The organism is Flavobacterium sp. NRK F10 (assembly GCF_024054235.1).
GTDB lineage: Bacteria > Bacteroidota > Bacteroidia > Flavobacteriales > Flavobacteriaceae > Flavobacterium > Flavobacterium sediminis.
This window is the reverse complement of the sequence record NZ_JAMXLC010000001.1, coordinates 1,538,502-1,560,138: the sequence shown is the minus strand read 5'-3', so window position 1 is coordinate 1,560,138 and position 21,637 is coordinate 1,538,502. Positions and strand designations below refer to the sequence as shown.

Below are 21,637 nucleotides of genomic sequence, written 5' to 3'. Positions count from 1 at the left end.
TATTTACAAATATAGTTTTTATACTTTTATCCTTGAAAACATTTCATAACTTTTGACTTATGCACATTCATTATATCTCAGAACAAAACAGTATTTTAAATCATTTTTTAACGCAATTGCGCGATGTTTCCATTCAGAAAGACAGCATGCGGTTCCGTAAAAACATTGAACGCATTGGCGAAATTATGGCTTACGAATTGAGTAAAACATTAGATTATAAAAATATTGATGTTCAAACTCCGTTAGGCGTGAAACACACCACAACTATTGCTGAGCCAGTGGTTTTGTGTTCCATTTTAAGAGCCGGATTAGCACTGCATCAAGGTTTTATGAACTTCTTTGACGATGCTGAAAACGGTTTTGTTTCTGCCTATCGTCATCATTATGACAATGATGATAAGTTTGAAATTTTAGTAGAATACCAAGCAGCTCCGTCTTTTGAAGGTAAAAACCTGATCCTGATAGATCCTATGCTGGCCACCGGACAATCCTTAGTGGCTGTTTTAAATCAACTGCATCTGGAACAAAAACCAAAAGAGATCCATATCGCTGTAGTCATTGCTGCTCCGGAAGGAATTCAGTTTTTAAAGGAAAACCTACCCGAAAATTGTCATTTATGGGTAGCGGCACTTGACGATCATTTAAATGCTAAAAAATATATTGTTCCGGGATTAGGCGATGCCGGAGATTTAGCTTACGGCAGTAAGCTATAAAGAGACCACAAAAAATACAATTCCTAAAAGGAGCAACACATCAAAAACGACTTCTTTTAGGATATTGTTCTTTATTCCTTCAAAAAAATTACTTCCCATAATAGAAAGCGGTGCCAGACTAAAGAGCAAACAACTGTTATTCTTATCTGCCGAAAACACATAGATAGCAACACCTAACAGAAATGAAAAAATAAGTTTTTTAAACGATGTTTTCATATTCAATGGTTTTCCCTGTAACGTAAAGATCATGTTGAAAAAAAACAAAAGTGCTATTGATGAAAACAATGCCAGTGCAATATTCTGATAAACACTTTCAAAATAGGTAAAATCGAAGCTAAAGAACGATTGGTTCAATAAATGAGGTAGTAATTGGTTACCCATCATTAAGTTTACCATAGAGAACAGGATCCCTACTGTAAAACAAGCTATAAAAGGGATGATCCAATTGCGATAATCTCCTGACGCATGCAAAATAATTGCAATAAATACCAATGCAATATAAAGTATACTCCAAAAATGGAACAAGGTTGCCAAAAAGATCCAAAATGAAGCATCAAAAATTTTCTCTTTTGTGGCAATTAATGATTTTAAAGATATTAAGCGTCTGAGTGCCAGCAATAAAAATAAATTCGAAATCAGGATCTCTCCGTTTTGAAAAGTCTTCGGAAAAAATAAGAGAAAGATCAGAAATAGTGCAATGGCATAGTTGTTCCCTTTCGTTAAACTGTTCTTTACCGAAATGAAATCAACTAAACCGATACTGAAAACAATAACCGAAAAATACAATGTAAAATACCCTACTGAAATTAGGCCTTCTGTAAAAAGATCGTTGCTAAAAAAGTATAAAAAAGAACATACAAGCAGGACAACCCCTAATAATAAATAATTTAATGGTCTTGTTTTGCTAAAAATACTTGTAATCATCAGGATATTTTATATTTTTGTGGTGTAAATATAATACATTATAAAGATGAAATCGTTTTTTGAGGCTATACAATCATTGTTTGTTGACTTTTTACTAAAACCTTATGATGCATTAAGAGCACTAGAATTAGAAAACTGGTGGACTGCTAATACAATTAATTGGATCTTTATGATTATTTGTTGTGTAGCATTCGTTTACTGGATGAAACAATTAAGTATTTTTAAAGCAAACAGTGAAGATGAGCAAGATACAACAGCTCACTCTTTCTTGAAATAATAAAAAAAGTCCCGAATAAAAATTTCGGGACTTTTTTTATTGTCTTTGGTTTTACTCTTATAAATCAAAACCAATGTCTTTTCTAAAATACATTTTATCAAAAGCTATTGCATCTATGCTGCGGTAAGATTGTGCTATAGCTTCTTCATAGGTTTGCCCATAAGAAGTAATGGCTAAAACACGACCTCCGTTTGTAACAACTTCACCCTCTTTTAAAGTTGTTCCGGCATGAAACACAATTGAGTTGGCTACCTTTTCAATGCCTGTAATTGTTTTTCCTTTTTCATAGTCTTCCGGATAACCTCCTGACACCATCATTATTGTTGTTGCTGCTCTTTCATCAATTTCTAATGAAATTTTATCTAATTCCTGTCTGGAAATTGCTTCAAAGATCTCAACCAGATCACTTTTCAAACGAGGCATTACTACTTCCGTTTCCGGGTCACCCATTCGAACATTATATTCAATTACAAAAGGATCATCACCAACTTTAATTAAACCTATAAAAACAAAGCCTTTATAATCCATGTTGTCTTTCTGCAAACCGGCAACTGTTGGTTTTACAATTCTATCCTCAATTTTAGCTAAAAATTCAGGCGTTGCAAACGGAACCGGAGAAACAGCTCCCATACCTCCCGTATTCAATCCGGTATCGCCTTCCCCTATTCGTTTGTAATCCTTTGCTGTTGGTAAAATCTTATACGATTGTCCATCTGTTAAGACAAAGCAGCTCAATTCGATCCCACTTAAAAATTCTTCGATAACTACTTTAGCACTGGCAGAGCCAAATTTAGCATCGACCAACATGTTCTTTAATTCTTCCTTAGCTTCAGCTAAATCATTTAGAATCAAAACTCCTTTTCCGGCAGCCAGACCATCTGCTTTTAACACATAAGGGGCATTCAATGTTTCTAAAAATACATAACCTTTTTCAACGGTTTCTGCTGTAAAGCTTTCATAACGAGCCGTCGGGATATTGTGTCTTACTAAAAACTCTTTAGCAAACTCCTTACTTCCTTCTAATTGTGCAGCGTATTTTGACGGGCCGATCACCGGAACAGAAACCAGATCTGCATCATTTTTAAAAAAATCATATACTCCGTTAACTAGCGGATCCTCCGGTCCTACTACTACCATTTCTATTTTTTCTGCTAAAACCAGTTGTTTTACTGCTTCAAAATCATTTGGATTAATAGCTATATTTTTAGCAATCAGGGCTGTTCCGGCATTTCCGGGAGCAACAAAAAGTTGGCTACATTTATTGCTCTGTAACATTTTCCAAGCCAATGCGTGCTCGCGACCGCCCGAACCTAAAAGAAGAATATTCATCGTGTTGTGTTGTTTTTTAATCTGAATCGTTCAGATAGTGTTGTTAATTCTCTGCAAAAATACATTTTCTAAAGAAGAAAGAGAAAAGAAATTTTTTACCATAATTTTTATACTTTTGGGTAAACCCAAAGCAATGCTGAAACTATTTGATCTAAGCTTAAAATTAAACGGCTTTCCTATTGCCAAAGCACAAGAAGAATTTGCTTCATTTACAGCAGTTTCAGCAGATGATTACCCAGAATTTATTGAAAAACGAAAACAAGCTATTGTCGATTTTCATTTGAAGCACAATACTTTTTACCGCAATTTAGCAGGCAACGAAACCTTTACTTCCTGGAATCATTTACCCGTTTTAGCTAAAAAACATCTTCAAAAGCCTTTAGTTGAAAGACTTTCTGAGGGGTATACCGAAAAGACCGTTTTTGTGAATAAAACTTCCGGTTCAAGTGGCGACCCATTTGTTTTTGCCAAGGATAAACATGCTCATGCTTTAACCTGGGCTTCCAATATGTATCGCTTTGGTTGGTTTGGCATTGATTTTAATTCGTCATATCAAGCACGGTTCTATGGTATTCCTTTAGATAAAACAGGTTATTACAAAGAACGATTTAAAGATTTTTTAAGTCACCGTTACCGATTTCCTATTTTTGATTTATCAGACAAGGTTTTGGAAGGTGTTTTAGAACATTTTAAAACTAAAAAATTTGACTACATCAACGGTTACACCAGTTCGATTGTATTGTTTGCCAAATTTTTACAACAGCGCAACATCATTTTAACCGAAGTTTGTCCGACTTTAAAAGTCTGCATGGTGACTTCGGAAATGTTATTTGAAGAAGACAAAAAGTTGTTAGAAACGTATTTAGGAGTTCCTATTGTAAACGAATATGGCGCTTCGGAATTGGATTTGATTGCTTTTCAAAATCCGCAAGGCGAATGGCAAGTAAACAGTGAAACCTTATTCGTGGAAATTTTAGACGAAAACAATCAACCTGTTCCATACGGCACGGAAGGAAAAGTAGTGATTACCTCTTTAGACAATAAAGCCCATCCTTTCATTCGTTATGAAATAGGCGATATGGGGATTCTGGATGAAAAAAGCACTGCTAAAAAACCTATTTTAAAAAAACTAATCGGTAGAACCAGTGACATTGCTTTGTTGCCAAGTGGCAAAAAATCGCCCGGACTAACCTTTTACTATGTAACCAAAAGCATCATTGAAGACGACGGGAATGTAAAAGAATTTATTGTCCGCCAGAAGACCTTAGATTCCTTTGAGATTGATTATGTAAGCGAAAACGAATTGACTTTGAATCAAATTACAGAAATTGAAAAAGCTATTGCCAAGTATTTAGAACCCGGATTGCATTTTACCTACAACAGAAAAGAGGTTTTAAAACGAACAGCCAGAGGAAAGCTAAAACAATTTCAAACGGAACTATAACCAGATTACTTTGTGAAACGGGGCTTGACCAACAATTGGTGAATCAAAAACAAACCTGTATTGAAAGCTGCTTTCAACGGATTATTGCCATGAAAATCTTTATAAATGGTATAATTGTACTTAATCAATTTTACTTTGGATGACGAAACAGAATCTTTTCGCACACGATAATAAGCTAAACTTTCCGGAACCGGTTTTACCTTACCAATTTTTTTAACCAATATAAGCCATAAGATCCAATCCTGGCGTTTTTTGATGCTTGCTATCGGAATTTTACCGAAAAAATCAACAGAATAGATACCTGTTAAGTTACCAATCCAGTTGCAATAAAATAATTTAGAATAGGTAACCTCTAAAGGTGCTGTAATTTCTTTTTGCAGGCTATTTCCTTCTTCATCTATCTGTTCATAGAAAGAAAATGTCATCGGAAGATGTTCTTCCTCCATAAATTGAAGTTGTTTCTCCAGTTTTTCCGGTTTCCATAAATCATCTGCATCTAAAAAAGCGATATAATTTCCCTGAGCTTGTTGAATAGCAAAGTTACGAGCTACACCCGGTCCTGAATTTTCAGCCAATTGGAAAACTTTTATACGCGTATCCTGCTTAGCAAAAGACCGGAGGACGGAAACCGTATGATCCGTTGAAACATCGTCTACCAGAATTAATTCCCAATGAGTATGTGTTTGTTTTAAAACCGACTGAATGGTTTCTGCAACAAATTTTTCTGCATTAAATGTGGGTGTTATAACAGAGACTAATTTCATTAGTATGCTTTTTCTTCTCCTCTCACAGCATTTGCGATGGTCATTATAATGATCTTAATATCCAACAAAATAGACCAGTTCTCTAAATAAAAGATATCGTATTTTACCCTGTTGATAATATCCTTTTCATTTTCTACTTCTCCCCGATAACCATTCGTCTGGGCTAAACCTGTAATTCCCGGTTTAATGAAATGACGAACCATAAACTTATCTACTCGTTTAGCATACATTTCAGTGTGGCTTACCATGTGAGGCCTCGGACCGACAACTGACATATCTCCTAACAACACATTAAAGAACTGGGGCAACTCGTCAATACTGGTCTTTCTCATAAAAGCACCTATTCTGGTAATTCTGGGGTCGTTCTTTTGTACCTGTTCCAAATCAGCGATCGGGTTCAAACGCATGGAACGAAATTTATAACAATAGAACTCTTCATAATTTAAACCATTTCTTTTTTGTTTAAAAAACACCGGTCCTTTTGACTCCAATTTAATCCAAATAGCCAAAACAGGTGTCAACCAGGATAGAACTCCGATAATGACAAACAATGAAAAAACAATGTCAAATGTTCTTTTAATTATTTGACTGGTTCTTTTGTCCAAAGGTATATTTCGCAATGAAACTATAGGTATATACCCATAATAGTCTAAAATCAAATTACGGGATAAGACATTTTTACTGTCGGGTAAAAGTTTTAACTTTTTAAGATTATTATCTGTAAAATTAACGAAACGGTTTAGTTCATTGTTGGTCAAACTATTCAGGGAACAATAGATTTCATCGATTTTATTTTCTGTTACATATTCGAAACATGATTTAAAATTGTTCTTCTTTAGCTCTTTAGTATCAAAAACATGTATGAGCTTATATCCGTAATCGGGATTGTCGTTAAAAAAATGGATCAGCTGATCTACTTGTTTACCGTTTCCTACAATAATGACTCTTCTGAAATTCCCTCCGAAAGTAACCCTGAAACGCCTTAAAAAGTAATACACTGAAAACTTTTCTACTGTAACCAAAACTAATGATAACGAAATAAATTTTATCATTTGAGAAGGTTCGGAAAACTTGTAAAAGTATCCTAAGTAGGCAAAATTGAATATGAGGAATAAAACATATTGTTTTACGATCTTACCTAAGATCTGGAACTCAGTTGTGAATCGAAAAACTTCATAAAAAGCTACATTCCAGGCAATCAGTATCCAGGCAATTGATATGAACAGGTGATAGCTAAAGATATTTAGCGGTTCAGGTAAAAAATAATAGCTCAGGAAGTTGATTATCAATAAATCAATTCCATAAGAAAATGGCCTTATATAGCCTGAATATCTACCTGTTCTTGATGACAATTTTTAATGAATAAAATTGGTAAAATCTTTATGCTCTTCTTTGGCTAATTCCTCAGGAGAAAGTGCTTTAAAATACTCATACGTAACTTTCATTCCTTCTGCTCTTCCTATTTTAGGTTCCCAGCCTAACAATTCTTTTGCTTTAGTAATATCGGGCTGGCGTTGTAACGGATCATTAGCCGGTAATGGTTTGTAAATTATTTTTTGGGTTGTTCCTGTTAATTTAATAATTTCTTCGGCAAAATCCTTGATAGTGATCTCATCTGGATTTCCGATATTAACCGGTAAATGATAATCAGAATGCAACAGACGAAAAATTCCTTCTACTTGGTCGTCTACATAACAGAACGAACGCGTTTGCCCCCCGTCTCCGAAAACAGTTAGGTCTTCTCCTCTCAAGGCCTGGCCTATAAATGCCGGAATTACTCGTCCGTCGTTCAATCGCATTCTCGGACCGTAGGTATTAAAAATACGTACAATTCTGGTCTCTAGTCCGTGAAATGTATGATAGGCCATTGTAATGGCTTCCTGATAACGTTTGGCTTCATCATATACCCCGCGAGGTCCTATCGTATTAACATTTCCGTAGTATTCCTCAGTTTGCGGATGTACCAACGGATCTCCGTATACTTCAGACGTTGAAGCAATTAAAATCCGTGCTTTTTTTACACGAGCCAATCCTAATAAATTGTGTGTTCCCATGGCACCTACCTTTAAGGTCTGGATGGGGATTTTTAAATAATCTATAGGACTCGCCGGAGAAGCAAAATGTAAAATATAATCCAGTTTTCCCGGAACATGTACAAACTTAGTGATATCGTGATGATAGAACTCAAAGTTCTTTTCTTTGAACAGGTGTTCAATATTTTTTAGATCCCCTGTAATCAGATTATCCATCCCTATAACATAATATCCTTCTGCCATAAAACGATCACACAAATGAGAACCTAGGAATCCTGCTGCTCCTGTAATTAATATTCTTTTCATTTCTTTATTAATTTCTACTATTTGAAACGGCGAAAAAAGAATAGAAAGCGGTAAAAAAAACTACTCCTCTCTGCCTCCATAAAAATGATTCTGTCAAAAATAAGCTTATCATCAGAATTGTAAAAGCAATATGCATAAAATCTTTAACCTGTAAAGCTTTGTAAAGTAATACGCCCAACATAACTATTAAAAGAATAAATCCTATTACTCCTAACTCGGCAAAATTCTGTATGTACTGATTATGAAAATTGAGCGTTCCATAACCTGGGTAAAGATCATACTGCTTTTCTTTATCCAATAATTTTTTCAGAGAAGCATTTAATCCGAACCCTTTCCAGAAAATAGGTTCTTCCTGTAAAAACTCAAAAAACATTCTGGCCTGATATACTCTGAAAGCAGCTCCCGGGAAAAAATCTCCATGAGAAAATTTTTCATTGTTCCATGCTTCATAAATGCTCACAACATGAACTTGCTCTGTATGAATGGTAGTCATGTCGTTACGCACTCCTCTTTCTGTATTTGATTGAATTTCAACTAAAAAACGTTCTTTAATTCTACTAAAAGTAAGAATAAACCCAATTGCAAACACCATTATAGCTATATTGCGCAAACGGACTCTGTGAACTGTTTTAGAATAAAAAGAAGTATAAAAAAACGTCAGTAAGAGAAAAACAACAATAATATTCTTTGACGATAACAGTAAAATAAAGAGAAAAAGAAAAAGTACTATAGAATAGTCTGCTTTAGATTTTACTTCTTTAGTAAGGAAGTAAAAAAATGCCACTGCTACATAAACGGAAACATGAATAGCATTTAATAATTTAGGGACTAACCCATAGTCATCATGATATTCGCCATGGTAAAAAAAAGCATTGCTATCACCTGTTATCGCATATCGTATCAGTGCCCGCATCATAAATACTAAAGTGAAGGTAACAATAGAAAAACTATAGTATTTAAGTATTTTCTCTTTGGTTTTTTGATTAAAAACCGGAATAAAGGAAAAAAGAAAAGGGATCAAAAGCAATGTGATCTCTTTAGGAATCGCTTTAAGTGTTCTTTCTTTATCAATGGCCCAGAAATATGACAAAGCCATCCAAATGAACAAAAGAATAGGTATTGCCAGAAAAAAGGATCTTTTAAACGTTACTTTTTTTCTATTCAGAAGAAGAAACAGAAACAAAATCCCTAAAGTAATATTATTTATTCCCAGCGGAAGAACAATAGTTGCCAATAAAAGCAAAAAAGGAATAAAGAAATTATTTTCCTTTTGTGTTTCTATCAAATCTTGCCATACATTCTTCAAAAAACTGTAAATATTGGTCATTTATAGTGTTCCAATTAAAATTTTTTCTGATTCTTTCAAAGTTGTTCTGAACTTGTTGCAAGTTATCACTTTTTTTGACTGTATTTAAGATATTTTTAACTTCTTCCGAATTTGTAAAGTAAAAGGCATTTTCCTGTAAAACTCCTCTGTTAAATTCATTATTATGAGCCGCTATTAAAGCCTGTGAAGCCATAGCCTCAAGTAAAGAAGGATTCGTACCTCCTACTGTATGACCGTGAAAATATAAATTAGAGAAATAACGAAGATTGTTTAATATCTTAATATCGTATATCGCCCCGACAAACCTTATCTTTTCAACCGATCTGAATTTATTCTTCAAATAGGTTCCGAATTTTGTATCGTGATTTCCGAAGACCAAGATAGGAGTTGTTACCTCGCTTGCCATTACTCCGTCTAAAACCATTTCAATGTTATTTTCCGGCTCAAATCGTGCCATAATCATATTATATTTATATGGCTCAACCTTAAACAAGCTTAGCACTTCCTGATTCGGGTCATTAAAGTTATAAGCTCCATAAGCAATATAATGACTTTTGAGATTATATTTTTGTTTGAGGTAACTTTGAATTCCGAGCGAATCTGCAATTAGTGCGTCGCTTTTTTGTGCAGCCTGCTTTTCTGCCCAAAGCAATAGCTTCTGAATCGGTTTAGAGTATTTGGTTCGTTTCCATTCTAAACCATCCATATTAGTCACTACAATTGCTCTTTTTGGATGTAAACCAAACCAAACAGAACTACTGGTATACCCTAACTGAAGAATGATATCAAAATCTCTTTTCCGGGAATCCAGAATACAATTCAGATCATAAATATATTGTCCGGCTGTACCTATAACATATTCGGGATCATAGCAGTGAATTATTGAAACCCCTTTAAAAGATGTTTTTTTATAGGGGTGCTTGTGCGAGTTGTATACATAAACTTCATGATCCTGACTTGCTGCATAGGTTGCAAAATATTCTGCAAATTGTTCAAAACCACCGTAATAATTGGGTATTCCTCTGGTACCGAGTATTCCTATTTTCATCTCTTATCTAATGAAAAACAAAAATACTAATTTGGATTCTTAAACCTAATGGCTTCTAAATATTTATTTGCACTGGTTTCCCAATTATACTTGGTTTTCATTTCTTTTATTAACGGCAATATCCCTTTATTGTGCAATGCAAAATCTATTTTTCCTGCCAGATCATTTGAATCTTCCGGATTAAACTGATACTCTTTTAGAAAGGAAAAATCTTTCATTGCTGTAGTATTTGAACAAACAGTAGGAATATTTGCTGCTAATGTTTCCAGAGGCGGAATCCCAAAACCTTCTGCCAAGGAAGGGTATACAGACAGTTCAGCCCCTCTTATCAGATCTAATAATTCTGTATTATTTACATGGTTAAAAAAATATATTTTTTCTTTAACCTCTTTTGTCTGGTTTGATAAAAAAACCTCTAACTCTTTATAATCTAAATCTTTTTTCCCCACAAAGACTAAATCATAATCTTTATAATATGCCTTTTCAACAAAGGTTTTTAAAAGTAATAAATGGTTCTTTCTGGGTTCTATTCTGCTAACGAGTAGAAAATATTTTTGTAAATTATATTTTTTATTAAGATTAGTCTGTATCTCCTCTTTATTATATTTCTGATAATATACTTCATTAACAGCATTAGGTGTAACAAATACAGGCTTATTCAATTTAAAATTTGAGATAATCCTCTCCTTTGAATAATTAGAAACTGTCAGGACCACATCTGATAGTTTTGATGAAGCTTTAAATAAAAATTTATTCTTTAAAATATATTTCCGATTAAAGAATACAGGATAATCCAAGAACAACACGTCATGAATTGTATTAATATATTTACAGAATTTGAATGGTGGAACAATATATTGGAAATGAGCAAAATCAATTTTATGTAAAGTTATTATTCTGGGAAAATCGATTAATAACCTCAGCCATTTATTCCTATAGTTCAGTTTGATATATTTTATATTCTCTTTCTCTCCGAATGTTTCTTTTAGTTTATTAATATTTCTTGCCGCAAAATAAAAAACAATAGCTTCCTGCTCGACCAACTTTTTATATAAGCCTTCAATATAGGTAGTTATGCCTTGATAATCTTCATCAAACTTGTGACAATCAACCATTATTCTCAATCTACGCTCGTTGTTCATCGGGACAATTCTTTTTTCTTTTCATAATTAAAAAACAACAAGGCTCCTAAAATCAGTATTAAAACATCTCTTTTATTGAAAATACCGGTAATGGTCAGTGAAGAGAACAAATAGAACAAGCCTATTGCTGAAATCAGATGTGAGGAATAATCTTTTTGATAGTAATTCGTTTTATAAAGTCCTATGAGGAAAAATAAATAAGCGATGATCCCTATTAAGCCTGTTTTATAGAAAACAAATACATAACCATTATGAATCTCTGAGATAAATTTTAGTCCTTTTTTGTACCTCCTAAAGGGGAGTGAAACCTTAAATTAATTTGTGAACCATACCCTGTACCTAAAAAATAACTTGACGGATTGTCATCCATCAATGCAATTGCTCTTGATGCTTCATAAGCTCTCCAGTGATCCCATAAATCCTTGTGGTTTTCCCGATCTATTTTAGTAATAAATATTTCGCCCGGTGCAATTTTTAATTTATACAAAAAGCCATCAATACCCGTTGCATTTCTGTTAATTTTCACAGAAAATAAATATCCATACAGTATAAGTATACCCAATACTAATGAGGCCATTATTTTTAATGTTCTCGCTGTAATTATGGTATAACCTTTAACGGCCAAAACCATCATTATACCTACAACAAACATCGTTCTGGATAAATAAAAAAAACATGATATTAATAGCAAAATTAAGATCTGTCTCTTTCTTTTCTTACTGAATAAAGGAAGTTGAGAAAAAGCATCTGAAAACCATAAAAGCAATAATGCAAAAAGCTCAAGAAAATTATCTTTTCCGAATTCACGAATTTGGGAGACACTTCCGGACAAAACATTTGTAAAGAAAAGCAAAAGCACAAAATGCATACTAGCAGATATGAGTCCACTCAGAATAATTGCTTTTAAAAAAATTTGAAAATTATTAATTTTTTTGAAGAACATATAACCCAGCGTTATCCCAACAACCGGCTTAATGAAGTAAGAAATATCTTTAATAATATTCCCAGTTTGATAGTTATAAAAAAACATCACAAAGAAAGGAATACTAAAAAGTATAAATAGCGGTATAATCCTTTTTAAGAACCGGATTGATATGCTCGCATCATCTGAAAAAATAAAAAAAGCCAGGATTATCAACTGTAACAGCATATTCACTTTAAAAGAAGGAATATACAATTGTGCTAGTAAAATAATAGAAAATAGTGCGGAATATAAGGTAGCAACTTTAATTTTCATCAAAACAGGCCTTTAATCATTTTTACTGATTGGTTTATTTTTAAAACACCTAAGCAAAGATACTTATAAAAACCTTTAAAATGCTTTTTTATATAGAGCCTGTAACCTTTAATCAACATGGGATTTTTCTTTTTGTTAAATCCGACATAATGAATATATTTTTGTTTTGAATAAAAAACTCTTTTATATCCTAAATCAGCGATTCGTTTACAAAAATCCACATCTTCTACATACAGAAAGTAATCTTCGTCAAAGCCTTTAATTTCATCATAAATCCTTTTAGACATTAAGATAAAGGATCCTGTAAGCCAGTCAACTTCATAAATTTCTTTTGAAAAATCACCTGAAATAAAATCGTCATCAAATTGAAATGCCCTCTTCATCCAAAAAAGATTGGTAAGATTCGGGAATTGTCCGACCGCTTGTAAATATTCCTTATTACCATTCAACATGTTAATTCCTAATGCTCCTACTGTTTTATGAGTTTTTACATAATCTAATGCCGGTTTTAAATTGTCCTGTAGAACAGTATCTATATTTAAAAGTAGTACGTACTCCCCTTTTGCTTGTTGAACGGCAAGATTATTTCCTTTTCCGAATCCGTTATTGGATCTCGATTCTATTAAACAAATCGTCGGATAATTTTCTTTTATAAATGTACAACTCTCATCTTGTGAATTATTATCGATCAAAATAATTTCATAGTCAATTTCTAATAAATGTTGCTGAATACTTTTTAAACAAGCATCCAGATATTGTATTCCATTATAATTAACCAGAATAACCGATAATTCTACACTCATATTACATAAAGGTAAAAAAGCCTAATTTCTTTTTTATCACAATAACAAAGATACCATTTACAATAACATTTACTAATAAACTTGAAAAGGCAGCCCCTTCATATCCATATAAAGGAATTAAAAGAAAATTTAAAACCACATTTACCAAAAACCCTATAAACATAATATTTCTAACGGTAATTTCATTATCCGTCATGTTTAAAATTTGGTCTACATTTCCCGTCATAGCATTAAACAAGGCGCCTAATGTTATCAAAGCAAGAGCTAATTTTCCTTGTACAAACTCCTCTCCAAAAAAATTCAGAAAAAAAGAACCGAGAAAAATTAAAAGTAATGCTATAGGCATAGTTAACACTATGGTTAATTGGGTCGCTTTATTGATTGTTCTTTTCAATCCAATAATATCTTTTAAATGATATTTTTCTGAAACATCCGACAAAATAATAACTCCAACTGTATTTACAACAAAAAGGGTTAAGTACCCTAATTTAAAGGCCGCATTATAAATTCCGATATTTTCTTCTGTTTCAAATTTTCCTAACATCAGCACATCTGTCCAATTCAAAAGAACCAGAAAAAAACCACTGATCATCATCGGAACCGATTTTCTGAGGATCTCAAAGCTTTTCAGATCAACCTTTTTGTAGCTTCCGTTTTTGAAAATAATTGATACCCCTATTAACACGGTAAGCAGAACTGACAAAGCATAGGCCAAAATTGTTGTAAAACTTTCTAACCCCATAGCTTTAAACGCTATAATAAAAAGTAAAAAAAACAAATTGGGAAAGATAAAATACAATAATCCGTAAACTAAAAATTTCTTTACAGATAAAAAGTAGTTGACGTTAATTTCGTGGAAAACAAAAAAAATTAAAGAGGCGAAAACAACTTTTAAAAAATTTGTTAAGTCTGGTTTATCATAAAAAAATGCAATCTCTTTTGAAAAAAGAAAAAGTAATACAAGAGGGATGACGGCTATAAAAAAGGAAATCTTATACGATTTTATCAGTAACCCTTTGTTTTGTTCTTCAGAATTAAACCCTCCGGTAAAAGCAATAAAAGCAGCAGGAATACCTAACGAAAAAAACATTACTATTAGCTGTAAAATAGTTAGTGCCAGAGCAAATAACCCATAAGACGAACTACCAAAAAGATTTGTAATAACTAAAGTCACTGAAAAATTCAAAACCATTCCCAATAACTTAAAAATAAAGGTACTACCTCCTTTTCTGAAAAGGATCTTTTTTAAAAGCTCTGCTATTTTATCGCTTTCTACCATTTTTTTAATTTTTCCCGGTAATCTTTCACAACCTTTTCCCAGTCAACAACATAAGACATTGTTTCTCTGTGCATGTGACAAGATAAAGAAGGCAAAGGCGACAATCCTAGCAATTTTGAATAGAAAAATTTGTTGCCTAATAATTTTCGACTCAAAAATCTGTCATTTGCTCTATTTGCTGACCTTTCAAAAACCTTTCTATGTTTTTTAAAGGTATTCGTCTTGACTAAAAAAGTAAAGGTTATATCTCTTATCTGCCTCCAATGCAAGGTCTTCGTTTTAAAAATAAAACTTTTCTCCATATAAAAAGGAGCATATCTATCGGGATAATCGCAAGGGAAAACTAAAAATTCAGGTTTTTTAAAGTAACGTTTCATACGAAACAACAACAGCTCTCTCTTACGCAATAATTGTTTAACTTTTATATCTCCGGGATAAATTGTACGATATTCCTCTATTAAAGTAACTATTTCTGAAAAACAATCAGAAGTGTGTAAATAATCATCTTCGCAGAAATACACAAACTCATCATCAGGTAGTGATGCTGCTAATCTGAAGCATTCTCGCAAGGAATTATCGTTACCGTATTTACCATGGATCATTTCAACTTTAAAAGCTTCAAAGAAACGGATCATTTCTTCTGAAAGGTCATCTGCAACAATAAATATACTGTGTTCAATAGCTTTTAAAGAGTCTACTAAACTCAAAAAACAAATCTTTATTAACTCTTTTTTATCTAAGTCAAATGGTCTGGGAGAACCATGAACCGCATTAACTTTATCGCATGTTCTAAATATAATATTTAGTTTAGTAGAATTCTTCATTCAGAGAATAGCTAATTTTTATTTACAGCAAATTTAATAAATCATTTGCCCAAACGTTCCAATTTAATTTCTCAATATACAATTTTCTTGAAGAATTACTCAATTCATTATAAAGCTCAGGTTGTTCAATGTACTTTTGAAGCAATTCAAAATACACTTCAGCAGTAGCCTCAGGGTTTACACAAAATCCATTTACTCCGTTTGCTATAGCATTACTTATCCCTCCTGTATTTCTTGAAATACTCGGAACGCCATAAGCACTGGCCTCACAAAAAACAATGCCGAAACATTCTGCTTTACTGGGTAAAAATAAAAAATGGCTATTTTTAAAAATGGCAGCCAATTCTTTTAAATCAGACTCTTTGTTTTTGTTTAAAAAAGGAATGACTTTCATTTTATCGTGCTTAACAGGCGGAATACATCCGCAAACCGTCAGGTGAATATCATATTCTGCCTCAAGTAACCTTAAAAAAGTGTCATATACCAAATCTCCTCCTTTTCGATACCAATCGACTCCTAAGAACAAAATATTAACCGTTTCGTATTTTGAAATCTGTTTAGGTTCAAAATGAACATACCTTTCGTCAATATTTGCTCCGAAAGGAAGAACCGCTATTTTTGCTTTTGAATTATAATGATTGACTACATAGTTTTTTGCCCAGTTGGAAGGATACGTAATATAAGCTGCTTTTTCAATAGCTTTTTGTTCAATTATATTAGATTCCTTTACTGAAAACTCAAACAAGTTAGAATAGGTGTCATAATATTCATTCATCTGACCAAAGGAGGAATCTGAACAATAAATAATGGGAATATCTGTATTTAAAAAAGCAATTTCTGTGGAAGCTGCCGGCGCAAAAATATAGTCGTAATGTTTTCCTCTAAGCTTTAATTGAATATATTTTGAATGTATATAACTCAAAAGGATTGAATTCTTATAGTTATAACCTTTTCTAAAAATAAGCTTGGTCAATCTGTTAGTAACAGCCATTGCTTTAATGAAAAAAAGTGGAATTGGTCCGATACAATCCACTTTTTCCACATTATTTTTTAAATTTTGATACATCTGGTAGTAGATTCCAGACCACGATTTTTTATCCAACGGGTCAGAAGCTGTAACAAATGCAATTTTTATTTTTTTAGTCATAGAAATTACTTCCATTCAAACTGTTACTGCACAAGAATTTTCTCAAGTTCAGGTGCAAAAGGTGGCTGTGCATATAAAACAGGATCATAATTTTCCCCTTTCCCGGTTGGTGTAAGGGTCGCTGAATTAAAATCCATTTTTAAATGTTCTGTTGGCGAAAAATAAAGAAAAAAATCGCTTCCGATAATTTCGAATTTTTTACCAAAATACTCGTAAGTAAATCTTGAAAATTTCATTATTCCTTGATCAGGATTTTGTCCCGGATCAATTCGTAAATAAGTCATAACAACTTCTTCAGGAATATTAAAAGTGATTTTTTGAGGTTCTTCACTTCCTTTTATCTCAGCCTTAACAGATTGTTCTTCTGTACAATTTGGAGACCCGTCTTCAGTATAATAAATCTGAAAAACATCATCTTTAGGAACTATTGCCTCTATTACTATTTTTACTTCGCTATCTTTCTGTACTTCTTTTTGAGGTACACTATTATTGTTTTCTTCTTTATTTTCTTTATCAATTTTACAGCTTAAAACTATAAAAGAAGTCAAAACTAAAAAAGTAAATATTTTCGTTTTCATCATTATTTTTTTATAGCAAATATATTTCTTTTTTACTATTATTTATAAATTTTTTATTCTATTAAAATCAATTACAAATAATATCTTTTTTACTATTTTTGCTCGATATAAGAAAAACTATGTCTTTAAAAATCAAAAAAAAAAACATTAGTCTATTTGTTTTCAGTCTTCTATATGCAGTTCTCTGCTACGGCTTTGCATTAACAAATTTTACTTTAACAATTGACAATGAGCAAGTTTTTCCTAAAGATCATTCCTTGGGAATGGGAAGATGGGGAACAAACTTAATAAGATGTAGAATTTTTGATGGAATTACTCCCTATTATACATTATTGCTTAGTCTGTTTTTTTTAGCATTTACAGCTGTTGCACTCTCACGCCTTTTCAATTTTAAAAATATATACAGCTATTTATTTTGTGCTTTATTTTTATCATTTCCACAAATGGCTTATCAAATGGTTTTTACAATGCAAGCAGATGCTGTTGCGATAGGTTTTTTTGCTTCATCCCTTTCAATCATTTTGTTTCTATGGGCTTTGGATCATTTAAAAATTGAATCCATAAAATCTTATCTGGCTTTACTTCTTTCTGCAATTTTAATTGTTTTTGTAATTGCTATTTATCAAGCTTTAGTGTTTTTACCTGTTGTAATCTTTACTATTTCTCTTTTTCAAAATACTTTCAAAGAAGATTATTCTTTTAAGAAAGATCTTGTAAGGGTTGGTTTTTTTACGATCTTAATGTTTATATCCGGTATTTTATATTATATTTCTGTAAAACTATTTTGTCCTCCGATGGGCGATATCGGTCATCTTGATAGCTATACATCATCTAATCAAAGCAGTTTTTATAATAGATTTATTGACTTCTATAATTTACTTGTTGATAATTTCAGAGGAGACTTTTATTATGGGGACAAACCTTTTCTCTTTGCATCGCTCATTAGTTTAGTTCTTATTGGGGTTTATATTTATCAAAAAAAGCATTTCTTTATTCGATTTACCTTAATCTTAGCTTCTTTTGTTTTAACTTTCTTTATTTCCTTTTTTATTACAAATGGCGCTCATCCACCAAGATTATATGTGGCAACAAATATTATTTTTGCATTTATAATAATCCATTTCTTTTCAAGTTTTAAATACAAGACTGTAGGCATACTTTTTGCAAGTATTATTTCACTTGCTAATATTTATTTGATCACACTTTTATTCTTATCTAGTTATAAAATTTGTCAACACGACCAGCAAATAGCCAGAAAAATAGATGCTTTTATATATACAAAATACCCTACTTTTAACTACAATACCGATTATGTATATTTTTATGGAAGTTTACCGGCTTCTGAGCATAATCGATTTGTATTACCTAAATCCGAGATTTTCGGAGGTTCATTTTTTAGTTGGGACGGAGGAAGCAATAACAGAATAATTAATTTTATTAAATTTTATGATATTGCATATTATCGTGAAATCGATAACAAAGAAACCTTTTTAAAAATTGCAGATTCAATTGAGTCAATTCCTATTTGGCCTAATCCTGAGTCTATTAAAAAAATAGATAATGTAGTAATCGTTAGGCTTGGAAAAGAAAAAGGATCAAAATTATCAGTAGAATAAGTATATTTATTGGATTACTAAAAACAATAAACTCTCAAAAAATGAAAGGTAAAAAGATATCTATTATTGTACCGGTATATAACTCTGAAAAATTTCTTGATTTACTTGTTGAAGCTGTTGATATTGAAAAAAACAAAAATAACTGGGATTTAGAATTAATTTTAATTGATGATGGTAGTAAAGATCACAGTTTTAAAAAAATATTTGAATTAGCCAAAATTTTCAAATACATCAAAGGAATAAAATTATCCCGAAATTTCGGACATCAAATAGCTGTAAAAACCGGTCTTACTTACTGTTCTGGTGATTACATAGCAATAATTGATGATGATTTGCAAGATCCCCCTAACTTACTTCCTAGCTTTTTCACTTATTTAGATAATGGATATGATGTTGCCTACGGAGTACGAAAGAAAAGAAAAGAATCTTTTATCAAAAAACTTAGTTACGCTTCTTTTTATAAGATCTTAAAAAAAATCAGTAACACTGATATACAATTAGACAGTGGCGACTTTTGTGTGATGAAAAAAAGGGTCGTAGAGAATATGCTAAAACTACAAGAAAAGAACCCTTTTTTAAGGGGTATAAGAGCTTGGATAGGTTTTAATCAGATTGGTGTAGAATATGAAAGACAAGCAAGAGTTGCTGGTGAATCAGGATATACACTTAAAAAATTATTCAAAATAGCTAAAGACGGTATTTTTTCATTTTCTAATGTTCCCATTCGACTAATAACCATTTTAGGCTCGTTAGGTTTAGTTTTTGCTTTCTTTTTCTCTTGTTATATACTTTTTCAATACTTTGTCAATTTAATTCCTGTAAAAGGGTATACTTCTTTAATTATAATTATCTCTTTTTTCAGTTCTCTGATATTAGTCTGTTTAGGGATCATAGGAGAATATATTGTAAGAATCTATGATGAAGTCAGAAACAGACCTTTTACAGTAATTGATGAAACAATAAATGTATGAAGATGAATGTCGGGATTATAGGATGTAATGGTTTTATTGGCAAGCATTTGTCTTTAGCAATATCCAAAATTGATAATATAAATCTAAAACTATTCGGGCGATCTTCTGAGAATAAAACCGGATTGGATTTACCTTATGAAAACATTGATTTTTCAGACAAGGAAAATTTAAAACAAAAAATTGAAAATCTTGATATTATTTATTACTTGGCTTCGACAACTATTCCGGCAACTAGTTGGGATAAACCTATTTTCGAAATAGAATCTAACCTTATTCCTTTTCTTAATTTAGTAGATCTTGCCAGTAAGATAGGTGTTAAAAAAGTTGTTTTTACATCAAGCGCAGGTACAATATATGGTAGTTCAAATGATAAGCTAAAAGAAATTGATGATAAACACCCTTTTTCTCCTTATGGCATTACTAAACTTAGTATGGAGCTTTATCTTAACTATTATAAAGTTAAAAATGATCTAAATTATGATGTTTTCAGAATTTCAAATATTTATGGTGAAGATCAAGATACAAGCAAAGGATTAGGTATTATTAATACATTTTTGGAAAATATAATTAATCATAAAGACATTAATATCTACGGAAAAGGTGATATCGTAAGAAACTATATTTATATCAAAGATGTTGTTGATTTCCTACTTACTTCATTAGACATAAAAAATGATACCTCAAATATTTACAATCTCGCTTCAGATGATAACCTAAGCATTAATAACTTATTAACTGTCATAGATTCTATAGTTGATGAAGATTATAACTTAACCTACCTTCACCACAGGAATAGTGATAATCCTAATATCTATATTGATAACTCTAAAATTAAGAACTCGTTTCCTGAAAAAAAATTCACTCCGATTCATAAAGGCATAAAATCCTGTTATGAATATCTAAAAAAATCTAATTAATTCTATAGCGTTTATTTTATACATTTTATTAAAAAATCAGTTTGATATAGAAACTTGGTAAGTAAATTTATTTTCAACAATATATCTATATTTATAATATAGCTACTTGTCCATAAAACCTAATAAATCAAATGTCCCGTATATAGTTCTTCCACTTCAATTTCCGGCGGTGTGTGTTTTAAGATCACATTACCGGTTGATACAATTTGTCCTTCTATCCTCTGTATCGGTTTTACGATCATATCATTGGAGCCTCTTTGATAAAATTTAATGGTTTGGACTTCAAAATTCTCTCCGTTAAACCTACCGTCACCAAAATAAAAGTTCAATAAAAGTTCTCCGGCTGTTCCGTTAATATAAAAATTAGTAACCGTGTTACTTTCTATTACAAATTGTCCGGTTGATGCTATATTAATATAATAATCTCCTGTTCCCGAACCGTCGCCATCTTCTCCTATAGAAAATAACCGGAATAAACCATAATGTAAAACGCCTTCACTTCTGATATCCTGTTCGGTCTTGCTATGTATTTCTTCTAAATTCGGAGCTGTAACATATACTTTTGTCAGACCATAATCACGAGCCAAATTACAAGAAGAATTGTCTTTTACCACTAATAGATCTCCTTGTAAACTTACCTCAATATCATCCATAATATTTTCGCTGGTCTCAATCTTAACTTCATATTCAGGCCCTTCTTTAATTACTAAACCAACACCGGAATAGACTTTTACTTTCGTAAAGTTATCATACGGAAAAGTTTGAGTTACTGTGTTACCGTTTCCCTTAAAACAATCTTCAGAAATACCGCAACTCACTGTTATTGTTAATAGTACTAAAAATAATATTTTCTTCATCTTTTATTTTTTCCTGCCTCTACTTTCTCAATAGTTGATTTTAGACATTCTCTTCTGTAAGAAACCAAAGATACTTACAAATCACAAAAGATAACAAAATT

General features: G+C 31.9%; 21 protein-coding genes. 6 read left to right on the top strand and 15 right to left on the bottom strand.

Features of this window, described 5'->3' with window-relative positions:
• The first annotated feature begins 59 nt into the window (after window positions 1–59).
• Complete coding sequence (upp, locus tag NHF50_RS07085; RefSeq protein WP_109569047.1) at window positions 60–713, top strand: uracil phosphoribosyltransferase; 654 nt, start codon at window positions 60–62, stop codon at window positions 711–713.
• Here upp and NHF50_RS07080 read toward each other — a convergent pair.
• Window positions 708–1,637: a hypothetical protein gene (locus NHF50_RS07080; protein WP_109569046.1), complete on the bottom strand. Its 930-nt coding sequence runs from the start codon at window positions 1,635–1,637 to the stop codon at window positions 708–710. The genes upp and NHF50_RS07080 overlap by 6 nt on opposite strands.
• Window positions 1,638–1,683: 46 nt before the next feature.
• Here NHF50_RS07080 and NHF50_RS07075 point away from each other — a divergent pair, with 46 nt between their 5' ends.
• The gene (locus NHF50_RS07075) at window positions 1,684–1,914 is read left to right on the top strand and encodes a uracil phosphoribosyltransferase (protein WP_109569045.1); all 231 of its coding nucleotides are present in this window, start codon (window positions 1,684–1,686) and stop codon (window positions 1,912–1,914) included.
• Between the two features lie 57 nt (window positions 1,915–1,971).
• Here NHF50_RS07075 and purD read toward each other — a convergent pair whose 3' ends face one another.
• Window positions 1,972–3,243 (bottom strand): phosphoribosylamine--glycine ligase, encoded by a 1,272-nt coding sequence (gene purD, locus NHF50_RS07070; protein WP_252775501.1) that lies wholly within the window; start codon window positions 3,241–3,243, stop codon window positions 1,972–1,974.
• 133 nt (window positions 3,244–3,376) lie between these two features.
• Between purD and NHF50_RS07065 the strand changes: the two genes are divergently transcribed.
• On the top strand, window positions 3,377–4,687 hold the full coding sequence (locus tag NHF50_RS07065; RefSeq protein WP_252775500.1) for a phenylacetate--CoA ligase family protein: 1,311 nt from the start codon (window positions 3,377–3,379) through the stop codon (window positions 4,685–4,687).
• 5 nt (window positions 4,688–4,692) lie between these two features.
• Here NHF50_RS07065 and NHF50_RS07060 read toward each other — a convergent pair whose 3' ends face one another.
• From NHF50_RS07060 to NHF50_RS07005, 12 genes are all read right to left on the bottom strand, one after another.
• Window positions 4,693–5,451 (bottom strand): glycosyltransferase family 2 protein, encoded by a 759-nt coding sequence (locus NHF50_RS07060; protein ID WP_252775499.1) that lies wholly within the window; start codon window positions 5,449–5,451, stop codon window positions 4,693–4,695.
• A complete protein-coding gene (locus tag NHF50_RS07055; RefSeq protein WP_252775498.1) occupies window positions 5,451–6,803 on the bottom strand; it encodes an undecaprenyl-phosphate glucose phosphotransferase in 1,353 nt (450 codons plus the stop codon). Before NHF50_RS07055 ends, NHF50_RS07060 begins: the two co-directional genes overlap by 1 nt.
• Before the next feature lie 3 nt (window positions 6,804–6,806).
• Window positions 6,807–7,790 carry a UDP-glucuronic acid decarboxylase family protein gene (locus NHF50_RS07050; RefSeq protein WP_252775497.1) on the bottom strand — a complete coding sequence of 328 codons (984 nt, stop codon included), beginning with the start codon at window positions 7,788–7,790 and terminating at the stop codon, window positions 6,807–6,809.
• 7 nt (window positions 7,791–7,797) lie between these two features.
• Window positions 7,798–9,117, bottom strand: coding sequence for an O-antigen ligase family protein (locus tag NHF50_RS07045; protein WP_252775496.1), 1,320 nt, complete (start codon window positions 9,115–9,117; stop codon window positions 7,798–7,800).
• On the bottom strand, window positions 9,050–10,165 hold the full coding sequence (locus NHF50_RS07040; protein WP_252775495.1) for a DUF1972 domain-containing protein: 1,116 nt from the start codon (window positions 10,163–10,165) through the stop codon (window positions 9,050–9,052). Before NHF50_RS07040 ends, NHF50_RS07045 begins: the two co-directional genes overlap by 68 nt.
• A 26-nt stretch (window positions 10,166–10,191) precedes the next feature.
• Window positions 10,192–11,307, bottom strand: a complete 1,116-nt coding sequence (locus NHF50_RS07035; RefSeq protein WP_252775494.1) for a glycosyltransferase family 1 protein — start codon at window positions 11,305–11,307, stop codon at window positions 10,192–10,194.
• A 271-nt stretch (window positions 11,308–11,578) separates the two neighbouring features.
• Entirely contained in the window at window positions 11,579–12,544 is a 966-nt protein-coding gene (locus tag NHF50_RS07030) for a hypothetical protein (protein ID WP_252775493.1), read from the bottom strand.
• Window positions 12,544–13,347, bottom strand: coding sequence for a glycosyltransferase family 2 protein (locus NHF50_RS07025; protein ID WP_252775492.1), 804 nt, complete (start codon window positions 13,345–13,347; stop codon window positions 12,544–12,546). The genes NHF50_RS07030 and NHF50_RS07025 overlap by 1 nt, the downstream gene beginning before the upstream one ends.
• A gap of 1 nt (window position 13,348) precedes the next feature.
• Window positions 13,349–14,626 (bottom strand): flippase, encoded by a 1,278-nt coding sequence (locus NHF50_RS07020; protein WP_252775491.1) that lies wholly within the window; start codon window positions 14,624–14,626, stop codon window positions 13,349–13,351.
• Complete coding sequence (locus tag NHF50_RS07015; protein WP_252775490.1) at window positions 14,620–15,450, bottom strand: hypothetical protein; 831 nt, start codon at window positions 15,448–15,450, stop codon at window positions 14,620–14,622. The genes NHF50_RS07020 and NHF50_RS07015 overlap by 7 nt, the downstream gene beginning before the upstream one ends.
• A gap of 22 nt (window positions 15,451–15,472) precedes the next feature.
• Window positions 15,473–16,612 (bottom strand): glycosyltransferase family 4 protein, encoded by a 1,140-nt coding sequence (locus NHF50_RS07010; protein ID WP_252775489.1) that lies wholly within the window; start codon window positions 16,610–16,612, stop codon window positions 15,473–15,475.
• An 8-nt stretch (window positions 16,613–16,620) separates the two neighbouring features.
• Window positions 16,621–17,175 (bottom strand): hypothetical protein, encoded by a 555-nt coding sequence (locus NHF50_RS07005; protein WP_109569035.1) that lies wholly within the window; start codon window positions 17,173–17,175, stop codon window positions 16,621–16,623.
• 119 nt (window positions 17,176–17,294) lie between these two features.
• Here NHF50_RS07005 and NHF50_RS07000 point away from each other — a divergent pair, with 119 nt between their 5' ends.
• The 3 genes from NHF50_RS07000 to NHF50_RS06990 are packed head-to-tail and all read left to right on the top strand — an operon-like array spanning window position 17,295 to window position 20,679.
• Entirely contained in the window at window positions 17,295–18,791 is a 1,497-nt protein-coding gene (locus NHF50_RS07000) for a glucosyltransferase domain-containing protein (protein ID WP_109569034.1), read from the top strand.
• A gap of 41 nt (window positions 18,792–18,832) precedes the next feature.
• Complete coding sequence (locus tag NHF50_RS06995) at window positions 18,833–19,762, top strand: glycosyltransferase family 2 protein (protein WP_109569033.1); 930 nt, start codon at window positions 18,833–18,835, stop codon at window positions 19,760–19,762.
• Window positions 19,759–20,679: an NAD-dependent epimerase/dehydratase family protein gene (locus NHF50_RS06990; RefSeq protein ID WP_109569032.1), complete on the top strand. Its 921-nt coding sequence runs from the start codon at window positions 19,759–19,761 to the stop codon at window positions 20,677–20,679. The genes NHF50_RS06995 and NHF50_RS06990 overlap by 4 nt, the downstream gene beginning before the upstream one ends.
• 119 nt (window positions 20,680–20,798) lie before the next feature.
• On the opposite strand, the gene NHF50_RS06985 is transcribed toward NHF50_RS06990, so the two are convergent.
• Complete coding sequence (locus tag NHF50_RS06985) at window positions 20,799–21,536, bottom strand: head GIN domain-containing protein (protein ID WP_252775488.1); 738 nt, start codon at window positions 21,534–21,536, stop codon at window positions 20,799–20,801.
• Window positions 21,537–21,637 lie beyond the last annotated feature (101 nt).

Excerpts from the sequence above, each read along its gene's own strand:
- NHF50_RS07000 (WP_109569034.1), top strand. The coding sequence starts at position 17,295 with ATGTCTTTAAAAATCAAAAAAAAAAACATTAGTCTATTTGTTTTCAGT.
- NHF50_RS07015 (WP_252775490.1), bottom strand. The coding sequence starts at position 15,450 with ATGAAGAATTCTACTAAACTAAATATTATATTTAGAACATGCGATAAA.
- NHF50_RS07080 (WP_109569046.1), bottom strand. The coding sequence starts at position 1,637 with ATGATTACAAGTATTTTTAGCAAAACAAGACCATTAAATTATTTATTA.
- NHF50_RS06995 (WP_109569033.1), top strand. The coding sequence starts at position 18,833 with ATGAAAGGTAAAAAGATATCTATTATTGTACCGGTATATAACTCTGAA.
- NHF50_RS07045 (WP_252775496.1), bottom strand. The coding sequence starts at position 9,117 with ATGACCAATATTTACAGTTTTTTGAAGAATGTATGGCAAGATTTGATA.
- NHF50_RS07035 (WP_252775494.1), bottom strand. The coding sequence starts at position 11,307 with ATGAACAACGAGCGTAGATTGAGAATAATGGTTGATTGTCACAAGTTT.
- NHF50_RS07065 (WP_252775500.1), top strand. The coding sequence starts at position 3,377 with ATGCTGAAACTATTTGATCTAAGCTTAAAATTAAACGGCTTTCCTATT.
- upp (WP_109569047.1), top strand. The coding sequence starts at position 60 with ATGCACATTCATTATATCTCAGAACAAAACAGTATTTTAAATCATTTT.
- NHF50_RS07030 (WP_252775493.1), bottom strand. The coding sequence starts at position 12,544 with ATGAAAATTAAAGTTGCTACCTTATATTCCGCACTATTTTCTATTATT.
- NHF50_RS07040 (WP_252775495.1), bottom strand. The coding sequence starts at position 10,165 with ATGAAAATAGGAATACTCGGTACCAGAGGAATACCCAATTATTACGGT.
- purD (WP_252775501.1), bottom strand. The coding sequence starts at position 3,243 with ATGAATATTCTTCTTTTAGGTTCGGGCGGTCGCGAGCACGCATTGGCT.
- NHF50_RS07075 (WP_109569045.1), top strand. The coding sequence starts at position 1,684 with ATGAAATCGTTTTTTGAGGCTATACAATCATTGTTTGTTGACTTTTTA.
- NHF50_RS06985 (WP_252775488.1), bottom strand. The coding sequence starts at position 21,536 with ATGAAGAAAATATTATTTTTAGTACTATTAACAATAACAGTGAGTTGC.
- NHF50_RS07060 (WP_252775499.1), bottom strand. The coding sequence starts at position 5,451 with ATGAAATTAGTCTCTGTTATAACACCCACATTTAATGCAGAAAAATTT.
- NHF50_RS07010 (WP_252775489.1), bottom strand. The coding sequence starts at position 16,612 with ATGGAAGTAATTTCTATGACTAAAAAAATAAAAATTGCATTTGTTACA.
- NHF50_RS07025 (WP_252775492.1), bottom strand. The coding sequence starts at position 13,347 with ATGAGTGTAGAATTATCGGTTATTCTGGTTAATTATAATGGAATACAA.
- NHF50_RS07050 (WP_252775497.1), bottom strand. The coding sequence starts at position 7,790 with ATGAAAAGAATATTAATTACAGGAGCAGCAGGATTCCTAGGTTCTCAT.
- NHF50_RS06990 (WP_109569032.1), top strand. The coding sequence starts at position 19,759 with ATGAAGATGAATGTCGGGATTATAGGATGTAATGGTTTTATTGGCAAG.
- NHF50_RS07005 (WP_109569035.1), bottom strand. The coding sequence starts at position 17,175 with ATGAAAACGAAAATATTTACTTTTTTAGTTTTGACTTCTTTTATAGTT.
- NHF50_RS07020 (WP_252775491.1), bottom strand. The coding sequence starts at position 14,626 with ATGGTAGAAAGCGATAAAATAGCAGAGCTTTTAAAAAAGATCCTTTTC.